Annotated in this window: 19 protein-coding genes and 1 pseudogene; 9 read left to right on the top strand and 11 right to left on the bottom strand. The window is 72.5% G+C overall.

What is annotated here, in order from left to right:
• Window positions 1–56: 56 nt before the first annotated feature.
• Window positions 57–488 (bottom strand): division/cell wall cluster transcriptional repressor MraZ, encoded by a 432-nt coding sequence (mraZ, locus tag FREUN1FDRAFT_RS14930; protein WP_006540930.1) that lies wholly within the window; start codon window positions 486–488, stop codon window positions 57–59.
• Between the two features lie 538 nt (window positions 489–1026).
• Here mraZ and FREUN1FDRAFT_RS14925 point away from each other — a divergent pair.
• The 3 genes from FREUN1FDRAFT_RS14925 to FREUN1FDRAFT_RS14915 are packed head-to-tail and all read left to right on the top strand — an operon-like array spanning window position 1027 to window position 6021.
• Window positions 1027–2055, top strand: a complete 1029-nt coding sequence (locus tag FREUN1FDRAFT_RS14925; protein WP_006540929.1) for a MoxR family ATPase — start codon at window positions 1027–1029, stop codon at window positions 2053–2055.
• Window positions 2056–2062: 7 nt separating this feature from the next.
• Window positions 2063–3619, top strand: a complete 1557-nt coding sequence (locus FREUN1FDRAFT_RS14920) for a DUF58 domain-containing protein (RefSeq protein WP_006540928.1) — start codon at window positions 2063–2065, stop codon at window positions 3617–3619.
• The gene (locus FREUN1FDRAFT_RS14915; protein ID WP_006540927.1) at window positions 3616–6021 is read left to right on the top strand and encodes a transglutaminaseTgpA domain-containing protein; all 2406 of its coding nucleotides are present in this window, start codon (window positions 3616–3618) and stop codon (window positions 6019–6021) included. The genes FREUN1FDRAFT_RS14920 and FREUN1FDRAFT_RS14915 overlap by 4 nt, the downstream gene beginning before the upstream one ends.
• Before the next feature lie 4 nt (window positions 6022–6025).
• On the opposite strand, the gene FREUN1FDRAFT_RS14910 is transcribed toward FREUN1FDRAFT_RS14915, so the two are convergent.
• From FREUN1FDRAFT_RS14910 to FREUN1FDRAFT_RS14885, 7 genes and pseudogenes are all read right to left on the bottom strand, one after another.
• On the bottom strand, window positions 6026–6448 hold the full coding sequence (locus tag FREUN1FDRAFT_RS14910) for a DUF3040 domain-containing protein (protein ID WP_006540926.1): 423 nt from the start codon (window positions 6446–6448) through the stop codon (window positions 6026–6028).
• 210 nt (window positions 6449–6658) lie between these two features.
• Window positions 6659–7843, bottom strand: a complete 1185-nt coding sequence (gene dinB, locus FREUN1FDRAFT_RS14905) for a DNA polymerase IV (RefSeq protein ID WP_369809797.1) — start codon at window positions 7841–7843, stop codon at window positions 6659–6661.
• Window positions 7844–7851: 8 nt separating this feature from the next.
• Window positions 7852–8004, bottom strand: coding sequence for a hypothetical protein (locus FREUN1FDRAFT_RS45115; RefSeq protein ID WP_198144329.1), 153 nt, complete (start codon window positions 8002–8004; stop codon window positions 7852–7854).
• Between the two features lie 101 nt (window positions 8005–8105).
• Window positions 8106–11417: pseudogene (locus FREUN1FDRAFT_RS14900) on the bottom strand (error-prone DNA polymerase).
• Window positions 11410–13140, bottom strand: coding sequence for a DNA polymerase Y family protein (locus FREUN1FDRAFT_RS47680; RefSeq protein ID WP_006540920.1), 1731 nt, complete (start codon window positions 13138–13140; stop codon window positions 11410–11412). Before FREUN1FDRAFT_RS47680 ends, FREUN1FDRAFT_RS14900 begins: the two are co-directional and overlap by 8 nt.
• Window positions 13137–13841 (bottom strand): hypothetical protein, encoded by a 705-nt coding sequence (locus FREUN1FDRAFT_RS14890; protein WP_006540919.1) that lies wholly within the window; start codon window positions 13839–13841, stop codon window positions 13137–13139. Before FREUN1FDRAFT_RS14890 ends, FREUN1FDRAFT_RS47680 begins: the two co-directional genes overlap by 4 nt.
• Window positions 13832–14272 (bottom strand): SAV_6107 family HEPN domain-containing protein, encoded by a 441-nt coding sequence (locus FREUN1FDRAFT_RS14885; protein ID WP_006540918.1) that lies wholly within the window; start codon window positions 14270–14272, stop codon window positions 13832–13834. The genes FREUN1FDRAFT_RS14890 and FREUN1FDRAFT_RS14885 overlap by 10 nt, the downstream gene beginning before the upstream one ends.
• A gap of 387 nt (window positions 14273–14659) precedes the next feature.
• Here FREUN1FDRAFT_RS14885 and FREUN1FDRAFT_RS14880 point away from each other — a divergent pair, with 387 nt between their 5' ends.
• The 5 genes from FREUN1FDRAFT_RS14880 to FREUN1FDRAFT_RS14860 all read left to right on the top strand — a co-directional run bounded on the left by FREUN1FDRAFT_RS14880 (window position 14660) and on the right by FREUN1FDRAFT_RS14860 (window position 20111).
• Window positions 14660–15586, top strand: coding sequence for a hypothetical protein (locus FREUN1FDRAFT_RS14880; RefSeq protein WP_006540917.1), 927 nt, complete (start codon window positions 14660–14662; stop codon window positions 15584–15586).
• A 91-nt stretch (window positions 15587–15677) separates the two neighbouring features.
• Window positions 15678–16289 (top strand): GNAT family N-acetyltransferase, encoded by a 612-nt coding sequence (locus tag FREUN1FDRAFT_RS14875; protein ID WP_006540916.1) that lies wholly within the window; start codon window positions 15678–15680, stop codon window positions 16287–16289.
• A gap of 74 nt (window positions 16290–16363) precedes the next feature.
• Complete coding sequence (locus FREUN1FDRAFT_RS14870; protein ID WP_006540915.1) at window positions 16364–17257, top strand: carotenoid biosynthesis protein; 894 nt, start codon at window positions 16364–16366, stop codon at window positions 17255–17257.
• Window positions 17258–17331: 74 nt separating this feature from the next.
• The gene (locus tag FREUN1FDRAFT_RS14865) at window positions 17332–18492 is read left to right on the top strand and encodes a glycosyltransferase family 2 protein (protein ID WP_006540913.1); all 1161 of its coding nucleotides are present in this window, start codon (window positions 17332–17334) and stop codon (window positions 18490–18492) included.
• A gap of 74 nt (window positions 18493–18566) precedes the next feature.
• Window positions 18567–20111 carry an NAD(P)/FAD-dependent oxidoreductase gene (locus tag FREUN1FDRAFT_RS14860; protein WP_006540912.1) on the top strand — a complete coding sequence of 515 codons (1545 nt, stop codon included), beginning with the start codon at window positions 18567–18569 and terminating at the stop codon, window positions 20109–20111.
• Window positions 20112–20142: 31 nt separating this feature from the next.
• Here FREUN1FDRAFT_RS14860 and FREUN1FDRAFT_RS14855 read toward each other — a convergent pair whose 3' ends face one another.
• The gene (locus FREUN1FDRAFT_RS14855) at window positions 20143–20886 is read right to left on the bottom strand and encodes a CDP-alcohol phosphatidyltransferase family protein (RefSeq protein ID WP_006540911.1); all 744 of its coding nucleotides are present in this window, start codon (window positions 20884–20886) and stop codon (window positions 20143–20145) included.
• A 25-nt stretch (window positions 20887–20911) separates the two neighbouring features.
• Here FREUN1FDRAFT_RS14855 and FREUN1FDRAFT_RS14850 point away from each other — a divergent pair, with 25 nt between their 5' ends.
• Window positions 20912–21163, top strand: coding sequence for a hypothetical protein (locus tag FREUN1FDRAFT_RS14850; protein WP_006540910.1), 252 nt, complete (start codon window positions 20912–20914; stop codon window positions 21161–21163).
• A 232-nt stretch (window positions 21164–21395) separates the two neighbouring features.
• On the opposite strand, the gene metF is transcribed toward FREUN1FDRAFT_RS14850, so the two are convergent.
• Both metF and FREUN1FDRAFT_RS14840 read right to left on the bottom strand, forming a co-directional pair.
• Window positions 21396–22298, bottom strand: a complete 903-nt coding sequence (gene metF, locus FREUN1FDRAFT_RS14845; protein WP_006540908.1) for a methylenetetrahydrofolate reductase [NAD(P)H] — start codon at window positions 22296–22298, stop codon at window positions 21396–21398.
• Between the two features lie 86 nt (window positions 22299–22384).
• Window positions 22385–23071: a DUF4097 family beta strand repeat-containing protein gene (locus tag FREUN1FDRAFT_RS14840; protein WP_006540907.1), complete on the bottom strand. Its 687-nt coding sequence runs from the start codon at window positions 23069–23071 to the stop codon at window positions 22385–22387.
• Between the last annotated feature and the right edge of the window lie 144 nt (window positions 23072–23215).

Here is a 23215-nt window from a genome sequence, read left to right as displayed (position 1 = left end):
GGGAGCGGGGGGAGACCTCGACAGACGACCGATGGTCACATCGTGCCTGCGAAAACTCAGATGACTCCGGGCAGAACCTCCTCCGACAGCTCGGCGAAGGTCTCCTCCTGGTCCGCCAGATAGGTCTCCCATCGGGTGGAGTCCCAGATCTCGACCCTGGTGTTGGCGCCGTTCACCACACACTCGCGGGACAACCCGGCATAAGTGCGTAGCGCAGGGGGAATAGTGATCCGCCCCTGCCGGTCGGGAACGTCGTCCGCCGCCGAGGAGAAGAACACACGGCTGTAGTCACGGAGCGCCTTTGCCGTGACCGGAGCCGTACGAAGGGACTCACTGATCCGGGCGAACTCCGCCAGAGGGAACACGTAGAGACAACGCTCTTGCCCCTTTGTGATCACTAGCCCCCCTTCCAGCTCTTCCCGGAACTTCGCCGGCAGCGTCAGTCGCCCTTTGTCGTCCAGCCGCGGCGTGTGGCTGCCGAGAAACACCGGCACCTCCCCGCCTGGCTCCGACCGAGACGCGCCCCGGCCACCAGAGACGACGGTTGGTTCACCCGACGGCAGCTGTTCACCAGACGTCGACTACAGGCGCCGCAAGCTCCCCTCCCCCACTGCGCGCCACTCTACTCCACTCCCCCCCACCTCACACCCCCATGACACCCCGCTAGGCCCCACCTCCCCCACTCCGGACGGGAGCAGCGGTTGTTCGCCACTACGAAGGTGGTATAAAGCGGCTAATTGGCGATTGATTGATCACAGAGCGCAATCGGCAAATGTTACGAATGCGCATCACGGTGCGAGCCGAGACCGCGCTCCATCACCCACCGCCGGCCCAGCAAGGACCAACGACGACCAGTCGCCCCGGGCACCCCCGAACGGATGTCACACTCAGAGGGGAGCAGGACACGTCGCGGTCATGTCCGGGCGGTGTAGCGGGGGGACCCGTGAGACGACCGGGACGCCACGGGACAACATTCCCGTAACGGTGGCAGCGGCCAGGGCACGAGATCCGAGGGAGGCCGACACCGTGGTGACGGAGCCGGGAGTTCTGCGTTGGCATGACCCCGCGGCCGACATAGATCACTTGTCCGAGGTCGCCGACCGGGTGCGCCGCTCCGCGGAGACGGTCATCGACGGCAAGTCAGATGTGATCCGCACCGCGCTGGTCGTCCTGTTCGCCGAGGGTCACCTGCTGATCGAGGATGTGCCCGGCGTCGGCAAGACCATGCTGGCCAAGGCGCTCGCCCGCTCCATCGACGCCCGGGTCCGCCGGATCCAGTTCACCCCGGACCTGCTGCCGAGCGATGTGACCGGGGTGAGCGTCTACAACCAGGGAACCCGCGACTTCGAGTTCCGGCCCGGCCCGGTCTTCGCGAACATCGTGGTCGGCGACGAGATCAACCGTGCGGAGCCGAAGGCACAGTCGGCGCTCCTGGAATGCATGGAGGAGCACCAGGTGACCGTGGACGGTGTCACCTACCGCCTCGAGCCGCCGTTCATGGTCATCGCCACCCAGAACCCGATCGAGATGGACGGCACCCGGGCGCTGCCGGAGGCCCAGCGCGACCGGTTCACCGCCCGGGTCTCGATGGGCTACCCCTCCCCCGCCGCCGAGCTGGCGATGCTCGACAACCACGGGCAGAACGATCCCCTGACCGGTGTCACGCCCGTGACCAGCGCGGCCGAGGTGGCCAAGCTCGCCGGCCTGGTCCGCTCCGTGCACGTCTCGGACGAGGTCCGGCAGTACATCGTCGACCTGGTCGGCGCCACCCGGCGACATCCCGAGATCACGCTGGGGGCGTCACCGCGGGCGGCCCTGCACCTCATCCGCACCGCGCGGGCACACGCGGCCATCGACCGGCGCGGCTACGTGCTCCCCGACGACGTCCAGGCACTGGCCAGTGCGGTGCTCGCGCACCGCCTCCTGCTGCACCCGGAGATCACGCTCTCCGGTGAGCCGACGAACGACATCGCGGCGCGGATCGTCACCGACCTGATCGCCCGGATCCCGGTCGCCCGGCAGGCGCAACCGCGGCCGCCGCGGCGCGGTCGCTAGAAGACACGTGCACGACTACATCGCCGCACTGCGCGGGCTGACGGTGCGCGGATGCTCCTTCCTCGCCGCCGGTGGAGCGTGCATCGCCGCGGCCGCGATCATCGGCGAGCAGGACCTGCTCGCCGTCGCCCTCCTGCTGCTGATGTTCCCCCTGGTCGCGGCCGCGTTCGTCGCCCGGACGCGCTACCGCCTGGCCTGTACGCGCCGGCTCGACCCACCCCGGGTCACCGCCGGGGAGAGCGTCGCGGTGCGGATCCGGCTGGACAACGTCTCCCGGCTGCGCTCGTCCGTCCTGCTCGTGGAGGACGTGACGTCCCATCTCGGCCACCGGGCACGTTTCGTGGTGGACCGCATCGAGCCGGGCGGCTCGCGTGACCTGTCGTACTCCATGCGGGCCCAGACCCGCGGCCGGTACCAGGTCGGGCCGCTGACCATCCGGCTGACCGATCCGTTCGGCCTGTGCGAGCTGGAACGCAGCTTCCGCGGCAAGGACAACCTCACGGTTGCGCCCGCGCTCGAACGCATGCCGCTGGTGCCCTCCGTGGGGCTGTCGACGCTCAACAACGCGGTGCGCCGTTCCTCCGCGCGGGCGGGTGACGACGAATCGACGACCCGGCCCTACCGATCCGGAGACGACCTACGCAAGGTCCACTGGAAGACCACGGCCCGGCTCGGTGAGCTGACGGTACGCAGAAGCGAGCGGCCGCTCACCGGTGCGGCCACCGTGCTGCTCGACACCCGGGCCGACTCCTGGCCCCCGGACCATCCCGACGGCCCGTTCTCGTGGGCGGTCAGCGCGGCGGGCTCCATCGCGGTCAACCTCGCCCGCAGCGGCTACGGGGTGCGGCTGCTCACCGGCAGCCGGGTGGCCGCCACCGGCCCCGGCAACGCCGTCGGCGCGCTGCTCGACCAGCTCGCGGTCATCGAGCCGAGCCCGTCCGCCCTGCTGAACCCGGCGCTGGCAAGCCTGCGGTCCGCGGAGCACTCCGGCATGGTGGTCGTCGTGCTCGGACGGGTCGACCAGGCGACTGCCACCCTGATCGCCGGTGCCCGGCCACGGAAGGCACCGGCGATCGCCGTGCTGACCGACATCGCGCAGTGGAGCGCCGAGGAATCGACCGCCGCCAACACCGTCGAGATGTCCCGGCACATCCTGACCAGGCACGGGTGGACCGTGCTGGTCGCGGACCGCACGACACGGCTGGCGGACACCTGGCCGCGGATCTTCCGTCCTGGGGCGGGCGGCGGGCGAACGCACTCGCGCCTCGGCGGTTTCGGTGCCGGTGCCGCGCCTGGCGCAGCCGGTGTTGGCGGCGGTGCCGCCGGCGTCGGCGGCAACAACACGCCGCGGCCAGGCGCACGGCCGCCCGGTGCCGGGCCGCGAACTCCCGTGCCGGGCTCGGCATCAGGCCCGAGTCCGGCACCCGGAACGGCATCGGGGGCGACACCCACCCCGGCCCCGGCACCCACCGGGCCGCTCTATCGACCCGGCTCGCCGTATGAGCCCTCCCCCACCGCGGCCACCACGGGCGGACCGGCCACTTCGGCAGGCCGCGGGTGGTGACCCCACGGCCGATCGCCTCCGTGTTCGGCGGCGCGGCCTGTCTGCTCGCCAGCACCGCCATGGCACCGCTGTTCGCCGGCACCATCTGGTGGCTCCGGCCTGTCCTGATCGCGACAGTGGTGGGAGTGGGCACGGCCGTCCTGGGCCGGCATGTCGGCAGGTCGATCCGGCACCCCGCGCTGACCGGCTTCTGCCTTAGCCTCGTCGGCCTGTGCACGTCCGTCACCGCGGTGGGCGCCCACGACGCCGCGTTGCTCGGTGTGATCCCCACACCTGCCTCGACGTCGGCCCTGTACGACCTGGCCACGCCGATCAGGGACGAGATCCGGCAGCTCGCGGTACCGGTGCCGGAGCAACCGGGCCTGGTCGTCCTCATCCTCGTCGCCACCTACGTGGTCGTCATGGCCGTCGATCTGCTGGTCGTCGTCGTCGACCGGCCGGCGCTGGCGGGCATCCCGCTGCTCGCGCTCTTCCTCGTCCCGGCCGCCATCCTCCCCGCCGGCGTGGGCACCCTGCCCTTCGTGCTGGGCGCGATCGGTTTCGTCGCACTGATGCTGCTGGACGGCAACCGCATGGTGACCAGGTGGGGACGCCTGACGGGTGACCGCTCCCCCAGAATGATCAGCAACGGGCTGGGCGGGCTCGGGGCACAGATCGCCGCGGGCTGCCTGGTGATCGCGGCGGTCGTGCCGCTGGTGCTGCCGTCTCTGGACGGGCGGGGCGTGGTCAACAGAGGCAATGCGACCGGGGCCAGCGAGGGCCGCAGCTCGGCCAGCGTCATCCAGCCCATCGTCTCGCTGTCCCAGCAGATCCACAACGAACGCGAGGTCCCGCTGCTGCGGGTGTCCACCGCCACCCCCAACTACCTGCGGCTCACCGCGCTGGAGAACTTCGACGGCCAGCGCTTCACGCTCCGGACGCTGAACGCGACGAAGGACGCCCGGGTCAGCGAGGGCCTGCCGGGACCCGAGGCGGACGTCCGTACCGTTCCGGCGGAAGCGACCGTGACGATAAGTAAAGAGATGACCGAAAGGTACCTTCCCGTCCCGGGTATCCCCACCCGCTTCGACGGCCTGGTCGGCGACTGGCGCCTCGCCGAGCCGACCGGCACGGTGTTCTCCACCCGCACCTCCACCGCCGGGCTGCGCTACACCGTGCAGGCCGAGGTCCCCGATCCGACCTCCGAGCAGATCAGGGCCGCCACCGGTGCCGTGCCCGACTCCATGGGCGTCGTGACCGCCCTGCCCACCGGCCTCGATCCCCGGCTACCGGCGCTGCTCGACCGGGTCACCGCCGGCGCCGTACCCGGGTACGCGAAGGTCGTCGCCATCCAGAACTATCTGCGTGGCCCGGACTTCACCTACGACCTGACCGGGGCGCCCACGGCTCAGGACGGCGCCCTCGCCGACTTCCTGTTCTCCAGCCGGCGTGGGTACTGCGAGCAGTTCGCCTCCGCCATGGCCGTGCTGGTACGGCTGCTCGGCCTGCCGTCCCGGGTCGCCATCGGTTTCACACATGGAACGCAGCAGTCCGACGGCAGCTGGCTGATCACCAACAAGCAGGCACACGCCTGGCCCGAGGTCTGGTTCCCGACGCTGGGCTGGATCCCCTTCGAGCCAACCCGCCGCACCGACGGGAGCACCCCCGCACCGGACTACGCACCGTCCACCGACCCGGCCGATGACGCGGGAGCGTCGTCGGCCCCCGAGGCGGACGAGGCGGTCGGGGTCGAGCCCACCCCGGTCGTGACGCCCGTTCCCGCGGACCCGGGCGCCATCGATGAGGAGCCGGAGCAACCGGTGGGGTCGGCCGCCAAGGGTGCCCGGACGCATTCGTTCCCGCCCCCGTGGCTGCCCTGGGCCGGGCTGGGGCTCGGCGTTCTGGGGCTGCTCAGCGTGCCGGCGCTGACCCGGCTCGTGCTGCGACGGCGCCGCATGGCCGCGGGCCCGCACGGCAGTGCGGGCTCGGCGGCTCCGACGGACGCGGAGCTGGTCGCACGGGTCCACGCCGTCTGGGCCGAGCTTGTCGACATCGCTGCCGACCTCGGGATCCGGTTGCGAAGCAGCGACTCGCCGCGATCCGGCGCGCAACGCCTGATCTCGTTCCTGGAGGCCGGGCCCGAGGCCGGATCGCCGGAGATCCTCGCGGCGCGGGACGCGCTGATGAGGCTGGCCACGGCCCAGGAACGGGCCCGCTACGCCCCACCGGGGACGATCGCGTTCTCCCCTGCTCTGCTGACCGATCTGGCACTGGCGCGTAGGGTGCTGTGGTCTGTCACGCCGCGTGGGCGGCGGGCGATGGCGACCGTGGCCCCGCCGTCCGTGCTGCGACGGATCACGCCAGGCCAGGACGACAGACCTGTCCTCGCGGCAACCGGCAGCGGACCCCGCGAGGGGTCCTAGCGGCTCAGGAGCCGTCCTCCCAGCGCCGGCGCCACCGCTCCTCGACCCGCTCCATGAACGACGAGGACGAGCGAGGCTGGCGCTGCCTGCCGCCGGGCCTGCCTCTCACCCCCGGGGTACGACGCCCGGTGTCAGGCCCACGCCCGCTCATCCGCCGCAGGTCCGCAGCGCCCCGAAGAGCCGCGAAGAGCATCATCGCGAACCCCAGGATCCCCAGGATGACCGTCAGAGGCACCTGGTTGAGGACAACCCCCACGACAAGGACGACGAGACCGAGGACGAACACCCCCGCACTGCGCCGAACCCGCCGGAGCAGGTAAGTCCGGGGATTCGTCGAACGGACCGTGCTCGCGAACTTCGGATCGTCCTCGACGAGAGCGCGCTCGATCTGCTCCAGTAGGCGCTGCTCGTTTTCCGAGAGCGGCATCGACGCTCCTCCCACGACCTTCAGGCCCGCCGGACGGAACCTGACACCCAAGAATAGGCATGTGCGGGGCCGAGGCGGTAGGCAACTGGTCATGCTGTGTCCAAGCAGGTTCGAACCCTTACCGACCAGAGCGATTCGGCGTACTGGCGTCTTGCCCGGGCCGGCTGCGTTCATGCCAGGCCCATCCTACTGATCACAGGCGGACGATCATCACCGTTCCTGTTCGGACGGAGAAGCCAGCAGTGATGCGGGCCGGACGGATCCGTCCCCGAACCGCCGGTGTGCCCCGTCGGTAGCCCGGTCCACGTCCGCCCAGCGTGCCGGTTGTCCGTCGAAGGTCAGCTGACGCCCCGCCCGCGCGGCCGCCGACAGGCCGGACGCCCGCACCCCCACCAGCCTTACCCGTGGCCGCTGGGTGCCCCACAGCTCGTCGAACAGCTCCCGGGCGGCACGGTAGACCAGCCAGGTGACGTCGGTCGGCTCGCGCAGCGTACGCGCCCGGGTGACAGTGGTGAAGTCGGCGTAGCGGACCTTGATCGAGATGTTGCGCGCGACCTGGCCACGCCCGCGCAGCCGGCCGGCGACCCGGGTGCAGAGCCGGAGCAGCTCGCGTGCCAGCGGTTCGGGCTCGGCCAGATCCGTCGGGAAGGTCTCCTCCGCGCCGATCGACACCTCGGTGCGGTCCGGGTCGACCCGGCGGTCGTCCTGGCCGTGCGCAAGCGCGATCAGATGATCGGCGGCACCCGCTCCCAGCGCCCGCCGCAGAGTGTCCGCCGGAGTCCGTGCGATGTCGCCGATGGTGCGCAGCCCCAGCCGGGTCAGCGTATCCTCGGTGCGCGGCCCCACTCCCCACAGCGCCGCCGTCGGCAGCGGGTGCAGGAAGGCGAGCACCTCCTCAGGACGCACCACCGACAGTCCGTCCGGCTTGCAGCGGGTCGATGCGATCTTCGCGACGAACATCGAGGGGGCCACGCCGATCGAACAGGTGAGCCCCTGCTCCGCGACGATGCGCGCCCGGATCGCCCGCGCGATGTCGACCGGGCCGCCGAACAGCTGCCGCGCTCCGGCGACGTCCAGAAACGCCTCGTCCAGGGAGACGGGGGCGACGAGCGGGGTCAGGTCGCGGAAGACGCCCATGATCGCACGAGAGGCCTCGCGGTAGCGCCCGTGATCGGCGGGGACGACGACCGCCGCCGGGCACATCCGGCGCGCCTGCGCCATCGGCATGGCACTGCGTACCCCGAAGGCTCGGGCCTCGTAGGTCGCGGACAGCACGACGCCCCGGTCACCGCCCCCGACGATCACCGGTCGCCCGCGCAGCCCGGGAGTGTCCCGCACCGCCACCGAGGCGAAGAAGGCGTCCATGTCCACGTGCAGGATGGGGCACTCCGGCAGGCCCGGCCCTAGCGCGGCAGCAGCAGACCGATGATCAGGCCGAGGAGGAGCCCCCCGGCCGACAGCCCGGCCAGCCTCCGCAGCCAGGTGTTTCGCTGTCGCAGCAGAGGGCTCTTCGCTTCCGCTACCGCCCGCCGGTCGTCCATACGAGTCACAGCCACCAGACATCACCACTCTCGGTAATCACCCCGCTCGCGAAAGTAACTGATGGTGACTGAGTCTGTGACTGTATGCAAGGGCTGTGCCGGCCGGAGTCGCGCCGTCATCGGAAGTCCCTGGACCGCCGGCCCACGGCCAGTGGCAGCGGCCGCAGGCTCTCGGCGATCACGTTCACCACACCCTGCGCGCTCTCCAGCCGGCCCCGCACGATCAGGGCCGGCGCCGACCGGGCCACCGACCGGTGCCTGGCCCACACCCCACGAGAACAGATGATGTTCACCAGGCCGGTCTCGTCCTCCAGGCTCAGGAAGGTCGTGCCCCCCGCGGTCTGCGGACGCTGCCGGTGCGTCACCACTCCGGCTACGAGCACCCGCCGGCCCCCGCCGAGATCCCGCAGCCGCCGGGCGACCACGACTCCCAGCTCGTCCAGCCGGCCACGGACGAGCTCGGTGGGATAGCAGCCCGGGGTTATCCCGGTCGCCCACAGGTCGGCGACCACGGTCTCCGCTGTGGTCATCCCCGGCAGCGCGGCGGCGACAGCCGACACGTCCGCGCCGAACACCATGCCGTCGAGCCGGCCCGGACGAGCCTGGGCGACCGCCCCGGCCGCCCACAACGCCTCCCGCCGGGCCAGCCCGAAACAGCCGAACGCCCCGGCCGTCGCGAGGGCCTCGATCTGCTCGGTCCGCAGCCCCACCCGGCGCACCAGATCGCTCATGTCCTGGTACGGACCGCACGCGCGGCGTTCGGCGACGATGCGTTCGGCCAGCGCGTCACCCAGCCGCCGGATCCCGGCCAGACCGAGCCGCAACGCCGCAGGCGAGCCGACCAGGGTCACCCCCGCCTCGGACGCGTTGAGATCCGGCCCATGCACGACGACGCCATGCCGACGTGCGTCGGCGACCAGGCTCTGCGGCGAGTAGAAACCCATCGGCTGCGCGTTGAGCAACGCGGCGCAGAAAGCCGCCGGATAATACAGTTTCACCCAGGAGCTGGCATAGACGAGGAACGCGAAACTCACGGAATGGCTCTCCGGAAAACCGAAGTCCGCGAAGGCCGCGAGTTTGGCGTACAGATCGTCCGCCACCGCCCCGGTGATACCGTTCACCGCCATTCCCGCGTAGAAACGGGTCCGCAGCCGGTCGATGCGCTCCGTGGCGCGTTTGGCCCCCATGGCCCGCCGGAGCTGGTCGGCCTCCGCGGGGGTGAACCCGGCCACGTCGATCGCCATCTGCATGAGCTGCTCCTGGAACAGGGGCACCCCGAGCGTCTTCTCCAGTGAACGGCGCAGCAGCGGATGCGGGTAGACCACCTCCTCCGCCCCGTTGCGGCGTCGAATGTACGGATGCACCGAGCCGCCCTGGATGGGCCCCGGCCGGATGAGGGCGACCTCGACGACCAGGTCGTAGAACCGCCGCGGACGCAGCCGGGGCAGGGTCGACATCTGCGCACGGCTCTCCACCTGGAAGACCCCGACGGAGTCGGCCGCGCACAGCATGTCGTAGACCGCTGGATCCTCCGGCGGTATCGAACCGAGATCGAGCTGCCGGCCGTGATGCGTGCGGATGAGGTCGAAGACACCGTGCAGCATCGACAGCATGCCCAGGCCCAGCAGGTCGAACTTGACCAGCCCGGCCGCGGCGCAGTCGTCCTTGTCCCACTGCACCACCGTGCGCCCCGGCATCCGGGCCCACTCGACCGGGACCACCTCCGCGACCGGACGATCACAGATGACCATCCCACCGGAATGGATCCCCAGATGGCGGGGGAACCCGAGAAGCTGGCCCGCCAGATCAAGCACCTCGGCCGGAATCCCCGCCGACGTGTCGGGGGCCTCGATGCCGGCGCCAGCGCCAGCGCCGGCATCGGCATCGGCATCGGCATCGGCCCTGGTGTCGGGCCGATCGGCGGGATGAGCGGGGCGCGGCATCCCCCGGTCGATCTGCCGTGACCAGGCGTCCTGCTGGCCGGGCGAGAAACCCAGCGCGCGGGCGACATCACGCACCGCGGACCGCGGCCGATAGGTGATCACATTCGCGACCTGCGCGGCCCGATCCCGGCCATAGCGCCCGTAGACGTACTGGATGACCTCTTCCCGGCGCCCCGACTCGATATCGATGTCAATGTCCGGAGGGCCGTCCCGTTCAGGCGCGAGAAATCGCTCGAACAGCAGGCCGAAGGAGACCGCGTCCACATTGGTGATGCCAAGCGCGTAACAGACCGCCGAGTTCGCCGCCGAGCCGCGCCCCTGACAGAGAATGTCACTTCTCCGGCAGAACTCGACAATATCATGGACAATCAGAAAATAACCTGGAAAACCCAGCTGCTCGATCACCTTGAGCTCGTGGACAAGCTGGTCGTAGGCCCCCGCGACCCGCTCGGCCTGCGCGGGGCCGTAGCGGCGGACGGCGCCCTGCATGGTCAGCAGCCGCAGCCAGCTCGCCTCGTCATGCCCGGGGGAACGGGAAGTCCGGCAGCCGCGGCGCGACCAGGTCGAGACCGAACGCGCATTCCGCGCCGATCCGGGCCGCGGCATCGACCGCCCCCGGATAGCGCCCGAACCGGGCGGCCATCTCCGGGCCGGACCGCAGGTGAGCCGTGCCGGCCGCGGGCAGCCAGCCGTCCATCTCGTCCAGGGACCGCCGGGCCCGCACGGCCGCCATGGTCGCGGCCAGCCGCGCCGACGCCGGCGTGGCGAAGTGGACGTTGCCGGTGGCGACGACCGGCAGCCCGGCGTCCCGCGCGAGCTCGGCGAGGGCGTCGTTGCGGGCCGAGTCGAGCGGGGCGGCGCGGTCCCACAGCTCGACGGCCACGTTCTCCCGGCCGAACAGACCGACGAGCTCGTCGAGGGCACGGCGGGCCGCGTCAACCCCCCGCTCGGCCACGGCCATCCCCCGCTCGTGTTCCACGGCCGGTTCGCCCGCGGCCAGCGCGCGCGGGACAGCGCCCTTGCGGCAGCCGGTGAGGATCTGCCAGTGCCCTCCGCTGGCCGCTGCGAAGGCCTCCACCTCCGCGATCATGATTCCCTTCTCCCCGCCGGCCAGATGCGCGTCGGACACCGCCCGGGACAGCCGGCGGTACCCCTCGGCGTCCCGGGCGAGGATGACGAGGTGGGTCGCGTCGGGATCCGCCGCCCCGTCGCGGGGGCCGGGGATCCGAACGAGACCTCCGTGCCGAACACGGTGGGCAGCCCCGCGGCCGCCGCCGCCTCCGCGAACCGGACAGTGCCGTACATCCCGTTGTGATCGGTCAGCGCAAGGGCGGACAGGCCGAGCCGGACGGCCTCCGCGACCAGGTCCTCTGGCTGGCTGGCGCCGTCCAGGAAGCTGAACGCCGAATGACAGTGCAGCTCCGCGTAGCGCACCACCGGTACCTGGGGCTTCGCAGCCAGCTTCTCAACCAGCCTCTCAGTCATAGGTGGCCTCCAGCCACCAGCGGCCGATCTCCACGAAGAGCAGGGACGCTGACCCGTCCGCCGCCACCAGCTGGAAGCGGGCACGGCGCCGACCGACGGCCGGATCCCACCAGCGCTCGTCCACCGGCCATGGGCCCGCCCAGCCCGTGATCCGGGTGGGTGCGGCTCCGTCGACCGACAGCCAGGCCGGGCTGGCCGTCACCGTGCAGCGCCCGCTGACTCCGACGGGTTCTCCGCCCTCGTCGAGGACGAGCGCGGGCAGCGGCTCGTCGTGCACCGTGGCCGGTGCGGGCGCGGGAACTGCTCCCGGCCAGGGCGGAGCCCCCTCTCCACGGGCCCTGCCGCAGCCGCCCGGGCGCCCACCACGGATACGCGGGCCTCCGCCGTGACCGCGAGGCCGGCCGGCCTTCGCCGGTTCCCGCAAGTCCGCCGGTTCCCGCGAGTCCGCCGGTTCCCGCAGCTTCGCCGGTTCCCGGGACTCGCCAGGTTCCCGTAGCTCCGCAGGCTCCCGGGGCTCCCCCCAGGGAACCAGCCGCACCCGCCGGGACGGATCACGCCCGCCCTCGACCACGGGGATGGTGACCGCGCCCGGACCGAGCAACCCCTGGACGCGGGTCAGAGCCCGATCCACCCGGCCGGACGCGGCCCCGGGCTCGCCCCAGAGCCCGAGCTGACGACCATCCCCCGGCAGCAGCCCTTCCGGGGTGACCCGCACGAGCACCAGCCCGGATGTCGGCCGCCCGGCGGGGCCCGGCTCCTGTGCGGTGCCGGTCAGCCATCCGTCGAGCTGCCAGCGGACCCGGTCGGTGATGCCTGCGACGGACAGCGGCCCGTCGTGCCGCCAGACCCGCTGCCGCCGTTCCCCGTGCTCCGTCTCCGCCTCGATGACGATCCGCGTGCAGGCGAGGCCGCTGTCACGCAGCCGCTCCTGGGCCTGCTCGGCAAGCCGGCGTGCTGCGAAGGCAGCCTGCTCCACCCGCTCCGCGGGCGCCTCGAACTCCACGGACACGCTCAGGTCGACCGGCCGCTCACGGGGCGTGAGCGGCTGCTCGTCCTCCCCTCGGGCAAGCCGGTGCGCCACGGCGCCATCCGGACCGAACCGCGCCAGCACGTCGGCCGCGGGCAGCCCCGCGAAGGCGCCGAGCGTGGCCAGGCCGAGCCGACGCAGGACGTCGACCAGCTCCGGCCGGTCGAGCAGCTCCACGGGCAGCGGGGCGAGGAAGCCCGGAGTACCGCCGGGAGGGACGATCCGCCCCAGGCGGGCGGCCGCCAGCGCGGCGAACGGACCGTCGGCGACACCGACCCGGACGACCGCCTGAAGATCCGCGCTTTCAAGGCACGCCTCGACCGCGCCCCGCACCTGGGCGACCGCCACACCGTCCCCCCCGAAGTAGCGGGCGGCGCCTCGGGAACGGACCAGGCAGTCGCCGGGCCGCACCACCTCCGCTCCGGGCACCACGCCTTCGACAGCCGCCACGACCGGTTCGAAAGCCCGGGCGTCCCGGTCCGGATCGGCGGGCACGAGGACCAGGTCAGGGCAGCGTGCCTGTGCCTCCCGCCGCCGCAGCCCCGGGTGCACCCCGCGGGCCCGGGCCGCCGGGCCGGCGCTGTGAACCTGGTTGGCGGCGAGGACAGCCACCGCCTCACCCGGCCACCGGCCGGCCGCGACGGCGGGCCAGTCCGGGATGTGCACCGCGAGCATCCGAGTCGGCACGGGCCTCATCCCGACCCCGCGGCCATCGGCAGCACCGCCACCGTCTCCGCCAGTTCCGCGGGCATGCCCGGCAGAGCCGGCCCGACCAGATGCCCCGGCCCCGCCAGCCACACCTGCCGTGGCCGGCTGGCCGCCCCCCGGCCCTCCACCCGGACCAGGGTGCTGTGGCTGCGCAGGTGCCCATGGCCCTGCCCCAACCCGCTCCAGCGCCGGGCGACCACCGACAGCCGCAGGTCGGCCGCCTCCCAGTCGCCTGCCACCAGCAACAGGGCGCCCCGTTCCCGGGCTCGGGCCACGAGCCTGCGGGCGTCAGCACCGTTCCCGCCCCGAGGCGGCCGCAGGACCACGATGTCCATCGCGTCGAGCAGGGCCGCGACGACCACCGGCCACCGCGGCCCGGGATCCGCCACCACGGCCAACCGCTCCGGCACGACTCCCGCCTCGAGGGCGGCCAGCATCCCCAGCGACCGATGCCCCACCACCCCGCACCAGGCACCCGCCTGGGAGGGCTCGGCCAACAACGTCAACAGCAACGAGGACGACCCGCTGACGCTGACCGTCGTGCCTCGCCGCAGACCGCCCGCGGGCAGCACCCGGGCCAACGCCGGCAGCACCGGGAGAAGCCGCTCACCGCCCGTACCAGCCCGCGCCACACCGACCCGCGCCGCCGGCGGATGGGCCACGATCTGCTGAAGCGCGCTCAGCGCCACGTCCACCCCTCGGAGGATTCGACCTGCGTCAACGACGGCTGGGAGGGCACACCCAGCGCCGCCTCGACGATCCCGAGGAAGATCTCCACCTGACGGACAAGATCATCAGCATCCCTGGCCGTCACGACGGCGAGGCCGGCCTCGGCCGCCGCGCGCCGGCCGGCACCCTCGGCGAAGAACGCCGCCCACTCCTGGAGCTCCGGAGCCACCACCGCCAGCAGCTGCCAGGCACTCGCCGGGCGGCCCCGATGCCCCGGACGGGGCTGGGCCCGGGCGGCGAGAACGGCGGCGGCGACCCGCAGCGCGGCCAGATGCGCCAGCGCGTAACGCTCGCCAGGCCGACGCGCGAAGGCCGCCTCGGCCAGCCCACGCCGCGCCGAGGCGAGAAGCTCGTCCCGGGAACGCCGCGGCAACCCCGCGGCGGGGAGCATGGTTCGACCAGCAGGCCGCCCGGGCACCTGCCCGGGAGCGGTCGGCGCGCCCCCGCGAGAAGCCACCGCGGCACTGGATGAACCTGGCCGGCCAACGCCACCGGGCACGCTCACCGGTGCGCCACCACCCGCCGGGCTCCGGCCATCAGATTCCCTGCCGCCCCGGCCACCGTCGTGCTCGCCACCAACCGCCGCGTACCCGTCGACGGTGTTCCTTCGAACCGCGCCCATGGGGATCACCTCTCAGGTACCGGCCTCTCGGACGTCAGCCCACCCATTCGGACGTCGAACACACGTTCGAATATAGTAGTGGCCCAACAGAACGTCAACCGCCGGCGCGGCACACCATCAGGCCGCGGGCGGCGAGGCGAGGCGACCGACAGATCGATGGAGGCGGTGAAGGCCCGCATGTTCGTCACCTTCGACCTCTGGCATGTCCCGAGGCGCCGGGCGGCCCAGGCGGCGGCCCGCATGGCGCTCGACCGTCCACGGCTGCGGCGGACGTCCGGGCTGACCTTCAGCAGGCTGCTGGGTACCGGCAGTGGCCGCCGTTTCACCCCTCTCGACGCCGACCCGTCCCGGTGGGCCCTGCTGGCCGTGTGGGACACACCCGCGGCGGCGCGGGCGTTCGAACGGTCGAGCACGATCCGCGCCTGGGCACGCCTGGCCGACGAGCGCTGGCGGGTCGACCTGCGTCCGCTGCACTCCCGAGGGCTGTGGTCAGGGCAGGCCCCGTTCGGGCAACATCCCGGCGCCGGCTCGGGTCGCCCACCGGTACACGACCGCCACGACGCACCGGTGGCCGCGCCAGCAGGCGACGCACCAGCAGGCGACACGCCGGCGCGTGACACGCCGGTGGTGGCCCTCACCCGGGCCCGGCTCGCGCCGCGGCGGGCCGCGCTCTTCTGGCGCGCCGTACCGCCGGTGGCGGCGGAACTCCGCGGCGCCGACGGGCTGCTGTTCACCGCCGGTATCGGCGAGGCCCCGATCGGCTACCAGGGCACCTTCAGCGTGTGGCGGGACAGCGCCGCCCTGCGCGCCTTCGCCTACCAGGGGCGGGCCCACGCGGCGGTGGTCCGGCGAACTCCCCGGGAGCGCTGGTACGCGGAGGAGCTGTTCGCCCGTTTCGCCGTGCTCGGCTCACACGGGACGGTCCGGGGCACGGACCCCTGCGCGGGCCGCCTCGGGGCGGTGGCATGCCTGCCGACGGCACATGTGACGGATGACGCGACGGAGCGCGGCGGGGAGCACACAGACGAGCATGGGGCGGATGCTCCGCGTACGGCCGACGCCGCTGATGGCGGGTCGCAATAGCACTGTTCGCCAGACCGGTCCCCGCCAACGGGCAACGAGCGTCCGCGGCGCGTTATCGTCGGATGGCCCGGTGCGACAGGAGGCGAGGCTCGTGACCGACGTCCGGATCGTGCGGTGGTCACCGGCTCGGATGCGGGCTCGACTTGACGACGTCATCGGCGTCTACAAGGCGGCTTTTCTCGACGAGCACGAGGACGACCCGGTGCGGGCCGCGCGGGACCGCGCGACCCATGCCCGACGCCACTTCGACCGCGATGACCTGCGCGCCGTCGTCGCGCTCACGCCGGACGACCAGGTCGTCGGCATGACCTACGGGCTGCCCGGCAAGGTCGGCCAGTGGTGGCACGACGTGGTCGCCGCCGCGCTCCCGCCCGACGACGCCGTCCGTTGGCTCGCGGACTGCATGGAGGTGGTCGAGCTCCACGTGCTGCCCGGCTACCAGGGCCGCCGGATCGGCCGTGAACTGCTGCAGGAGCTGCTGCGCGACGTCCCGCAGCGCACGGCGGCACTGTCCGCGCTCGAACTGCCCGGCAGTCGCGCCCGCCGCCTGTACGCCAGCGAGGGCTTCGTGCCGTTGCTGTCGCACTTCCGCTTTCCCGGCAGCTACACCGAGTACGCCGTGCTCGGTAAGGATCTGTCCGGGCCGGCCGTACATACCTCGTCCGCACATACCACAACCGGGCAACCGGCCCAGGTGCCTTGAGCCGGTCGGCACCAACCGGCTCCGACCCGCACCGTCCCGACCCACGGCACACCGGCCTCAAGCTTCGTCGTGGGGTGGTGTGGCGTCCCGGTGTCTCCCGCCCAGCCTGGCCGGGCGGCAGCACCGCGCTGCCCTGGCTGGCGGCAGTGGCGACCATCGGGCTCCAGATCTGCTATCCCCTGACGTCAGGGGATCAACGCGCAGCCGTCACCGTGCTCTCCGTGTTGGCTTTCTGCACCGCGTCGGTAGGCGCCGCCGCAGCCGCGCACGGCCTCGGCCGGGCGGCGGCAGCGGCGTCCGTGGCGAGCGCGACCGGCCTGATCGCCGAGTCGGTCGGTGTCCACACCGGCTGGCCGTTCGGGGACTACGCCTACGGCGGAGCGCTCGGCCCGAAGCTGGTCGGAGTCCCGGTCGTGGTCCCGCTCGCGTGGACGATGATGGGCCTGCCGGCACTGGCCCTCGGCCTGCGTTGCGCCGCGCGTCTGCGTGCCAGAGCAGGCGCCGGCACGCGATGGGCCGTGACGGCGCTGGTCGGCGGCGCCACCCTCACGGCCTGGGACTTCTTCCTGGACCCTCAGATGGTGGCCGAAGGCTACTGGTCGTGGTCGTCCGGCGGTCCAGCGATCAACGGCATCCCGGTGAGCAACGCCGCCGGATGGATGCTTGTGGGAACCGTCCTCACCGGTGCGCTCGCCGCGCTGCCCGACCGCGCGACCGCCGGCCGCTCCACCGCCGCTCCCACAGCCACCGGTCCCACAGCCACCAGCCACACAGGCGGAGACCGGTTGCCGATGACGCTGCTGGGCTGGACCTACCTCTCCTCGGTGCTGGCCAACCTGGCCTTCTTCGGGCGTCCCGGGGTCGCCCTGGTCGGCGGGGTGGCGATGGGCGCCCTCCTCGGGCTCGGCGTGCTGCCAGGCCGCCGTGGCGCCGCCCATCACGGGAACCTGGCACGCTCCGAAGCGTGAGCACAGGCCGGACCAGGAGACGACAGGCAGACCACCGCATCACGCCTTCCCCGCCGCGGGCGGTGGCCCGGGCTGTGGCACGTTCCGGCGCCGTCGGCGCGCTGGTTGTCGCAGCCCACACCGCGGTGAACGCGTGGCTGCTGCGCAACCCGGCGGGCAGCGCCCCCGTCCGGGAGCGAGTCAGCGTGGTGCTGCCGGTCCGGGATGAGGCCGACCGGGTCCACACCTGTCTGACAGCCCTGCTCGCCTCCCGGGACGTCGCCGACCTCGAGGTGCTCGTCTACGACGACCAGTCGTCCGACGGGACGGACACGATCGTGCGCAAGCTGGCCGCCGAGGACCCACGCCTGCGGGTCCTGACCGGGCCCGAACCGGAGCCAGGCTGGCTGGGAAAGCCGCACGCCTGCGCCCGGGCCGCCCGCGAGGCCACCGGCACGGTGATCGTCTTCGTCGACGCGGACGTCACGGTGGCACCGCACGGGGTGGCCCGCGCTGTCGGCCTCCTGCGCGGCGCCGGGCTCGACCTCGTCTCGCCCTACCCCCGCCAGGTGGCCGTCTCGGTGCCCGAACGGCTCGTCCAGCCGCTCCTGCAGTGGTCGTGGCTGGCGTTGCTGCCACTGCGCGCCGCGGAACGCTCCGCGCGGCCGTCGCTGACCGCGGCCAACGGCCAGTTCCTGTGCGTGGACGCGGCGGCCTACGCCCGGGCCGGCGGGCATGCGGCCGTGCGTGGCGCGGTCCTCGACGACCTGGCACTGCTGCGCGCGGTCAAGCGCTCCGGCGGGCGGGGAGTGGTGGCCGACGGCACCGATCTCGCAACCACCTGGATGTACGACGGCTGGGCGCCGCTGCGCGACGGGTACGCCAAATCGCTGTGGGCGGCAGGCGGGAACCCCGCCGCCAGTCTGGGGCAGTTGGCCGGCCTGGCCTGGCTGTTCGTCGTTCCGGCCGTGGCCGCCCTGCGCGGCTCCCGGCTCGGTCTGGTCGGCTATCTGGCCGGGGTGGCGGGCCGGGTCGTCGCGGCCCGGCGCACCGGCAGCCGCAGCTGGCCGGACGCGCTGGCCCACCCGGTGTCCGTGGGTCTGCTGGGCCAGCTCACCGCGCTGTCGTGGTGGCGGCGCCGGCGGGGCACCGCCCGCTGGAAGGGACGACTCCTGGACGGGCCCGACCACCGGACGCCCGCTGGACGGGCCCTCGACAGGCCTCGACGAGCCTTGACGGGCCTTGACGGGCCTTGACGACGGCGACCCGAGCAGGAAGGGACAGAGCGACCAGAGCAGACGGGACGGGGCCCGCGCATAGGGTCGACCACATGGCGACGGTGGTCGTGGTCGGAGCGGGTGTCGGCGGGCTCGCCGCAGCCGCCCGGCTGGCCGCCGCCGGCCACCGGGTCACCGTGTGCGAGGCCGCCGACCAGATCGGCGGCAAGCTCGGCTGGTACGAACGCGACGGCTACGGATTCGACACCGGCCCCTCCCTGCTGACCATGCCCGAGGTCTTCGAGGACCTGTTCGCCGCCACCGGCGGCCCGATCGGCGACGTCCTCACCCTGCGCCGTCTGGACCCGATCGCCTCCTACCGTTTCGCCGACGGGACCATGCTGGACGCACACGCCGACGAAGCCGCGTTCCTCGCCGCTCTGGACGCGCGTCTCGCCCCCGGGGCCGGCGACGAATGGCGCCGTCTGGACGATCGGGCCGCGCGTGTCTGGGGGGTGTCGGAGCAGCCGTTCCTGCGCAGCCCGGTGTCCCTGCGGGCACTGGCCCGGATGGCCGTGCGCCGGCCGGGCGCGCTGGCGACCGTCGCGCCCGCGTCCACGTTGCGCGGGCTCGGCCGCCGCCACCTCACCGACCCGCGGCTGCGCATGATGCTGGAGCGCTACGCGACCTACACCGGATCGGATCCGCGGCGAGCTCCCGCGGCCCTGGTCACGGTGCCGCACGTCGAGCGCCGCTTCGGCGGCTGGTACATCCCGGGTGGGCTGCGTCTGCTCGGGCACGCGATCGCCGCGCGGGCGACCGAGTGCGGGGCGGTGATCCGCACCGGCACCCCGGTCGCACGGATCTCGCTGACCCCCGGCGGGCGGGTGGACGGCGTCCGTCTCACCGACGGTGTCGTGCTGCCGGCCGACGTCGTCGTCTCCGACGTCGACGCGACGCGTCTCTACGACGGTGCGCCTCCGTCCGCGGAGCATCCGGGGCGGCGGGGCACCCGACCGCTCGTCGAGCATCCGGCCAGCCGCCGACGGGTGCGCCGGCTCGCGCCCTCGCTGTCGGGCTTCGTCCTGCTGTTGGCGCTGCGGGGCCGGACGTCCGGGCTGGCCCATCACAACGTGCTGTTCCCCGCCGACTACGACGCCGAGTTCGACGCCGTCTTCGGCGGCAGGCTGCCGTGGGACCCCACCGTCTACATAGCGTCACCAGACGACCCCGCCACAGCCCCACCCGGTGACGAGGCCTGGTTCGTGCTGGTCAACGCCAGCCCACACAGCGCCTCGGGTAGCTCGGGCGGTGAGGCAGAGGCGCGTGTTGGTCTGGACTGGGACCGACCTGGTCTCGTCGACGCCTACGCCCGCCGGATCCTCGACGTTCTCGCCGCCCGCGGCCTCGATGTCCGCGAGCGGGTGCGCTGGTACCAGACGATCTCCCCGGCCGATCTGGCCCGCCGGACGGGTGCTCCGGGCGGTTCGATCTACGGCGTCTCCTCCAACGGACCCCGGTCGGCCTTCCTGCGGCCCCGTAACCAGTCCCCGGTACCGGGGCTGTTCCTGGTCGGTGGCTCGGCCCACCCCGGCGGGGGCCTGCCACTCGTCACCCTCTCCGCGAAGATCGTCACCGATCTGGTCGGACCGGCCTGACGCACCCCACGGCAGGCCTCATCCGCCTGTCTCACCTGGTGCGGGTGCGCTCGTCACCTGGTGCGGGTGCGCTCGGCCCCGGCACGTCCGGGGTGGCGGCTGTCAACGCCCCGTGCACCGACACGAGGTACTGGACCAGCCCGACCGCGCACACGGCGAGAGTCGCGGCGGCGCCCGCCGATGCGGCCGCTCCCGCGTGCGCCGGCAGCAGCCCCGCCGCCGCCAGACCGACAGCCGCAAGGATGATCCTGGTGGGTCGCTCCCCGACCGTGACGACACCGATCTCGCCATGACCGGCCCCGGCCGCGCGGGCGCGCAGATACTCGAGCATCAGGGCGGCGGCACCCGCCGCGGCCACCAGCGCGCCCGGCGCGCCGACCAGCCAGAACGCGACCAGGTAGCCGATGTCGCAGACCCGGTCCGTGGCCGAGTCGAGCAGATAGCCCCAGCCCGTCACCCTGCACCGCAGGATGGCAACCGCGCCGTCGAGGTTGTCCAGAAGCCCGCTGAGGATCACAACCACCGGGCAGACCAGCACCCAACGGGCCCCCGCCCATGCGGCGGGAATCACCGGCGCGGCGGCGATCACCGTCGCCGCCGTCACCGCTCCCGGCGCCACTCCCGCCGCGGCCAGTGGCCTGGCCAGGAGATATGTCAGCCCAAGCCAGAAACGGACCATCCCCGAGCCTGTCCGGGGGTCGTACCCACCGTGCAACGCGGCCCATTCGACCAGGTAGGTCTCTCGATCAGGAACTCGGGTACGCACGTCATCCATCGTGCCCGCGCCGTAGAGTTCCGTCGTGGTATCCGACCAGCCGACCGGTGTCGTCGAGTCCATTGAGGATTTGGACCCGGATCACGCTTTCAGCGCCCATCGCGACCAGGTGGTCCTCGCCGTGCGAATCACCCAGGTGTTCAACACTCTCGATCTCGGTCTGGTTACCGCCGTGGTCGACGCGGCGAACCACGCCGGATTCGCTCTCGTACGGGAGCAGACGTTCCGCGACGAATGGCTACTCTGCGTTTTTGACGCCTACGAGGACCAGGACTGAGCCGACTCGACACCCGGGGATCGGTACCGCCGCACTGACAGACCCGGCCGCCGCGCCCACTTCGGCCCGCTCCGGGCGCGCCGGACCGGACCGAAGGCTCGGCCGGATCGGGCCCGGCGACGGGTGGGGTCGGCAGCCGATGGGGCGGAGCCAGACCGGGTGGCTGCGCGCCTGACCGCCGACGTCCCTGGGCGGCCGGCGCCCGGCCGCCCAGTCGTTGCGCTGCCGGGTTTCAGCCGTTGAGCGCCCGATAGATCTCCCGCGTCGCACCGGAGCGGTTCAGCGTGATGAAGTGAATCCCTGGTGCTCCGCCGGCCAGCAACCGTTCGGAGAGCTCGGTGGCCACCTCGATCCCGATGGCGCGAACAGCGGCCGGATCATCGGCCACAGCCTGCAGCCGAGCGGCGAGATCGGCCGGAAACTCAGCCCCGGACAGCTGCGCCATACGCACGATCTGCGCAACGTTGGTGACAGGCATGACACCGGGAATAATCGGCGCGTCACAACCCAGCCGACGAACGCGCTCGACCAGCCGGAAATAGTCGTCGGCACCGAAGAAGAACTGGGTGATCGCGAAGTCCGCGCCGGCGTCCAGTTTCTGGACCAGAAAACGCGCGTCCGTCTCCAGGTCAGGAGACCGGGGATGTTTGTCCGGGAAGGCCGCGACGCCGACGCAGAAGTCCCCCAGTGAACGGAGCAGCCGGACGAGATCCTCGGCATACGCGACACCGTCGGGATGACGCACCCACTCCGCCTGAGGATCACCCGGAGGGTCACCACGCAGCGCCAGAACGTTACGTACACCAGCACCGGCATAGCCCCCGATGACCTGCCGCAGCTCGGCCACGGAGTGGTTCACCGCGGTGAGGTGGCCGATCGGCGTCAGGGTCGTCTCGGTGGCGATCCGCTCGGTGACCCGAATGGTTCCGTCCCGCGTCGAACCACCGGCGCCGTAGGTGACGGAGACAAAACTCGGCTGCAACGCCTCGACCTCACGCAGGGCCGTCCACAGCTGCCGCTCACCCTCGGCCGTCTTCGGCGGAAAGAACTCGAAGGAGAACGACGTCCGCCCCGAGGCCAGGCACTCCGCCACCGTCCTGGCCGTCGTCCTCGCCGCGTTCCCGACTGCTGTCATGCGTGGAACCCCGTCATGGGATACGAGCGTAGTCCCGCAGTGACGGAGGCCCGGACCGGGTCCGCCCCGCTCAGATTCCGCCCCGCTCAGATGCGGACCGGCCCCTGCTCGGAGGCACGCTTGATCCAGATCTTGCCGGCGACACTGCGCGCGAACACCCGCCGGCGGGCCGCGGGCACGTTGGGCAGCTCGACCGACGCCAGCTGCGGGTTGCCGGTCTCCACCTCCACCTCGTAGTCGCCGTCGGGAAGAACGAGGATCACCATGCCCTCCTCGCTTACCGCGGACAGGTTGTCCGGAGGCGCATCGAAGTGCAGGTTGACGTCGCCGCTGCGGCTACGGGCATTGATCCGGCCACCTGTGAGCTCGCGACCGGTGATCCCGCCGCTCTCGGTGACCAGAAGCAGGTCACCGGCAGATCCCCAGAGCGTGATCTCTCCGGTTCTGACCTCCGCCCGGCCCTTCGTCCCTCGCGGCAGCTTCAGCCGGACGACCGCGTCGCTGGAGGTGCCGTCCAGGCGCAGCACGTCGCCCGCGCGGGTCAGCACCGGCCGGGTCCGCCCCGGCCGGCGGCGCGCGAGGATCTCGACCCGGACGTTCGAACGGTCGTACTCACCGATCTCCACCCGGCCGGCGGCGAGCCGGGCCTCGACGGCCCCCACCCCGTCAACCGTGCTCTCCAGCCGCTCCGGCGGCATGCGCAGCAGGGCGAAGGCGCTGCCGGCGACCAGAAGCAGCATGATGCCGAGCGCAACGACCACCAGATCGGACACGACACCTCCGGGCGTGGGAGCCGCGAACCGCGAACACGGACGGCACGCGGTTCACAGATCGGGACGGTCGAACGCTACCGGTTTCCCAGCCGGTCGGACCGGGCCGGACGGCCCGGCGGGTGGTGAGATGCACGGCTCCCCCGG

The sequence above is a fragment of the Parafrankia sp. EUN1f genome (assembly GCF_000177675.1).
In the GTDB taxonomy this organism is placed as follows: domain Bacteria; phylum Actinomycetota; class Actinomycetes; order Frankiales; family Frankiaceae; genus Parafrankia.
Note: the sequence above shows the minus strand (reverse complement) of the source record. Positions and strands in the feature narration are given on the sequence as shown.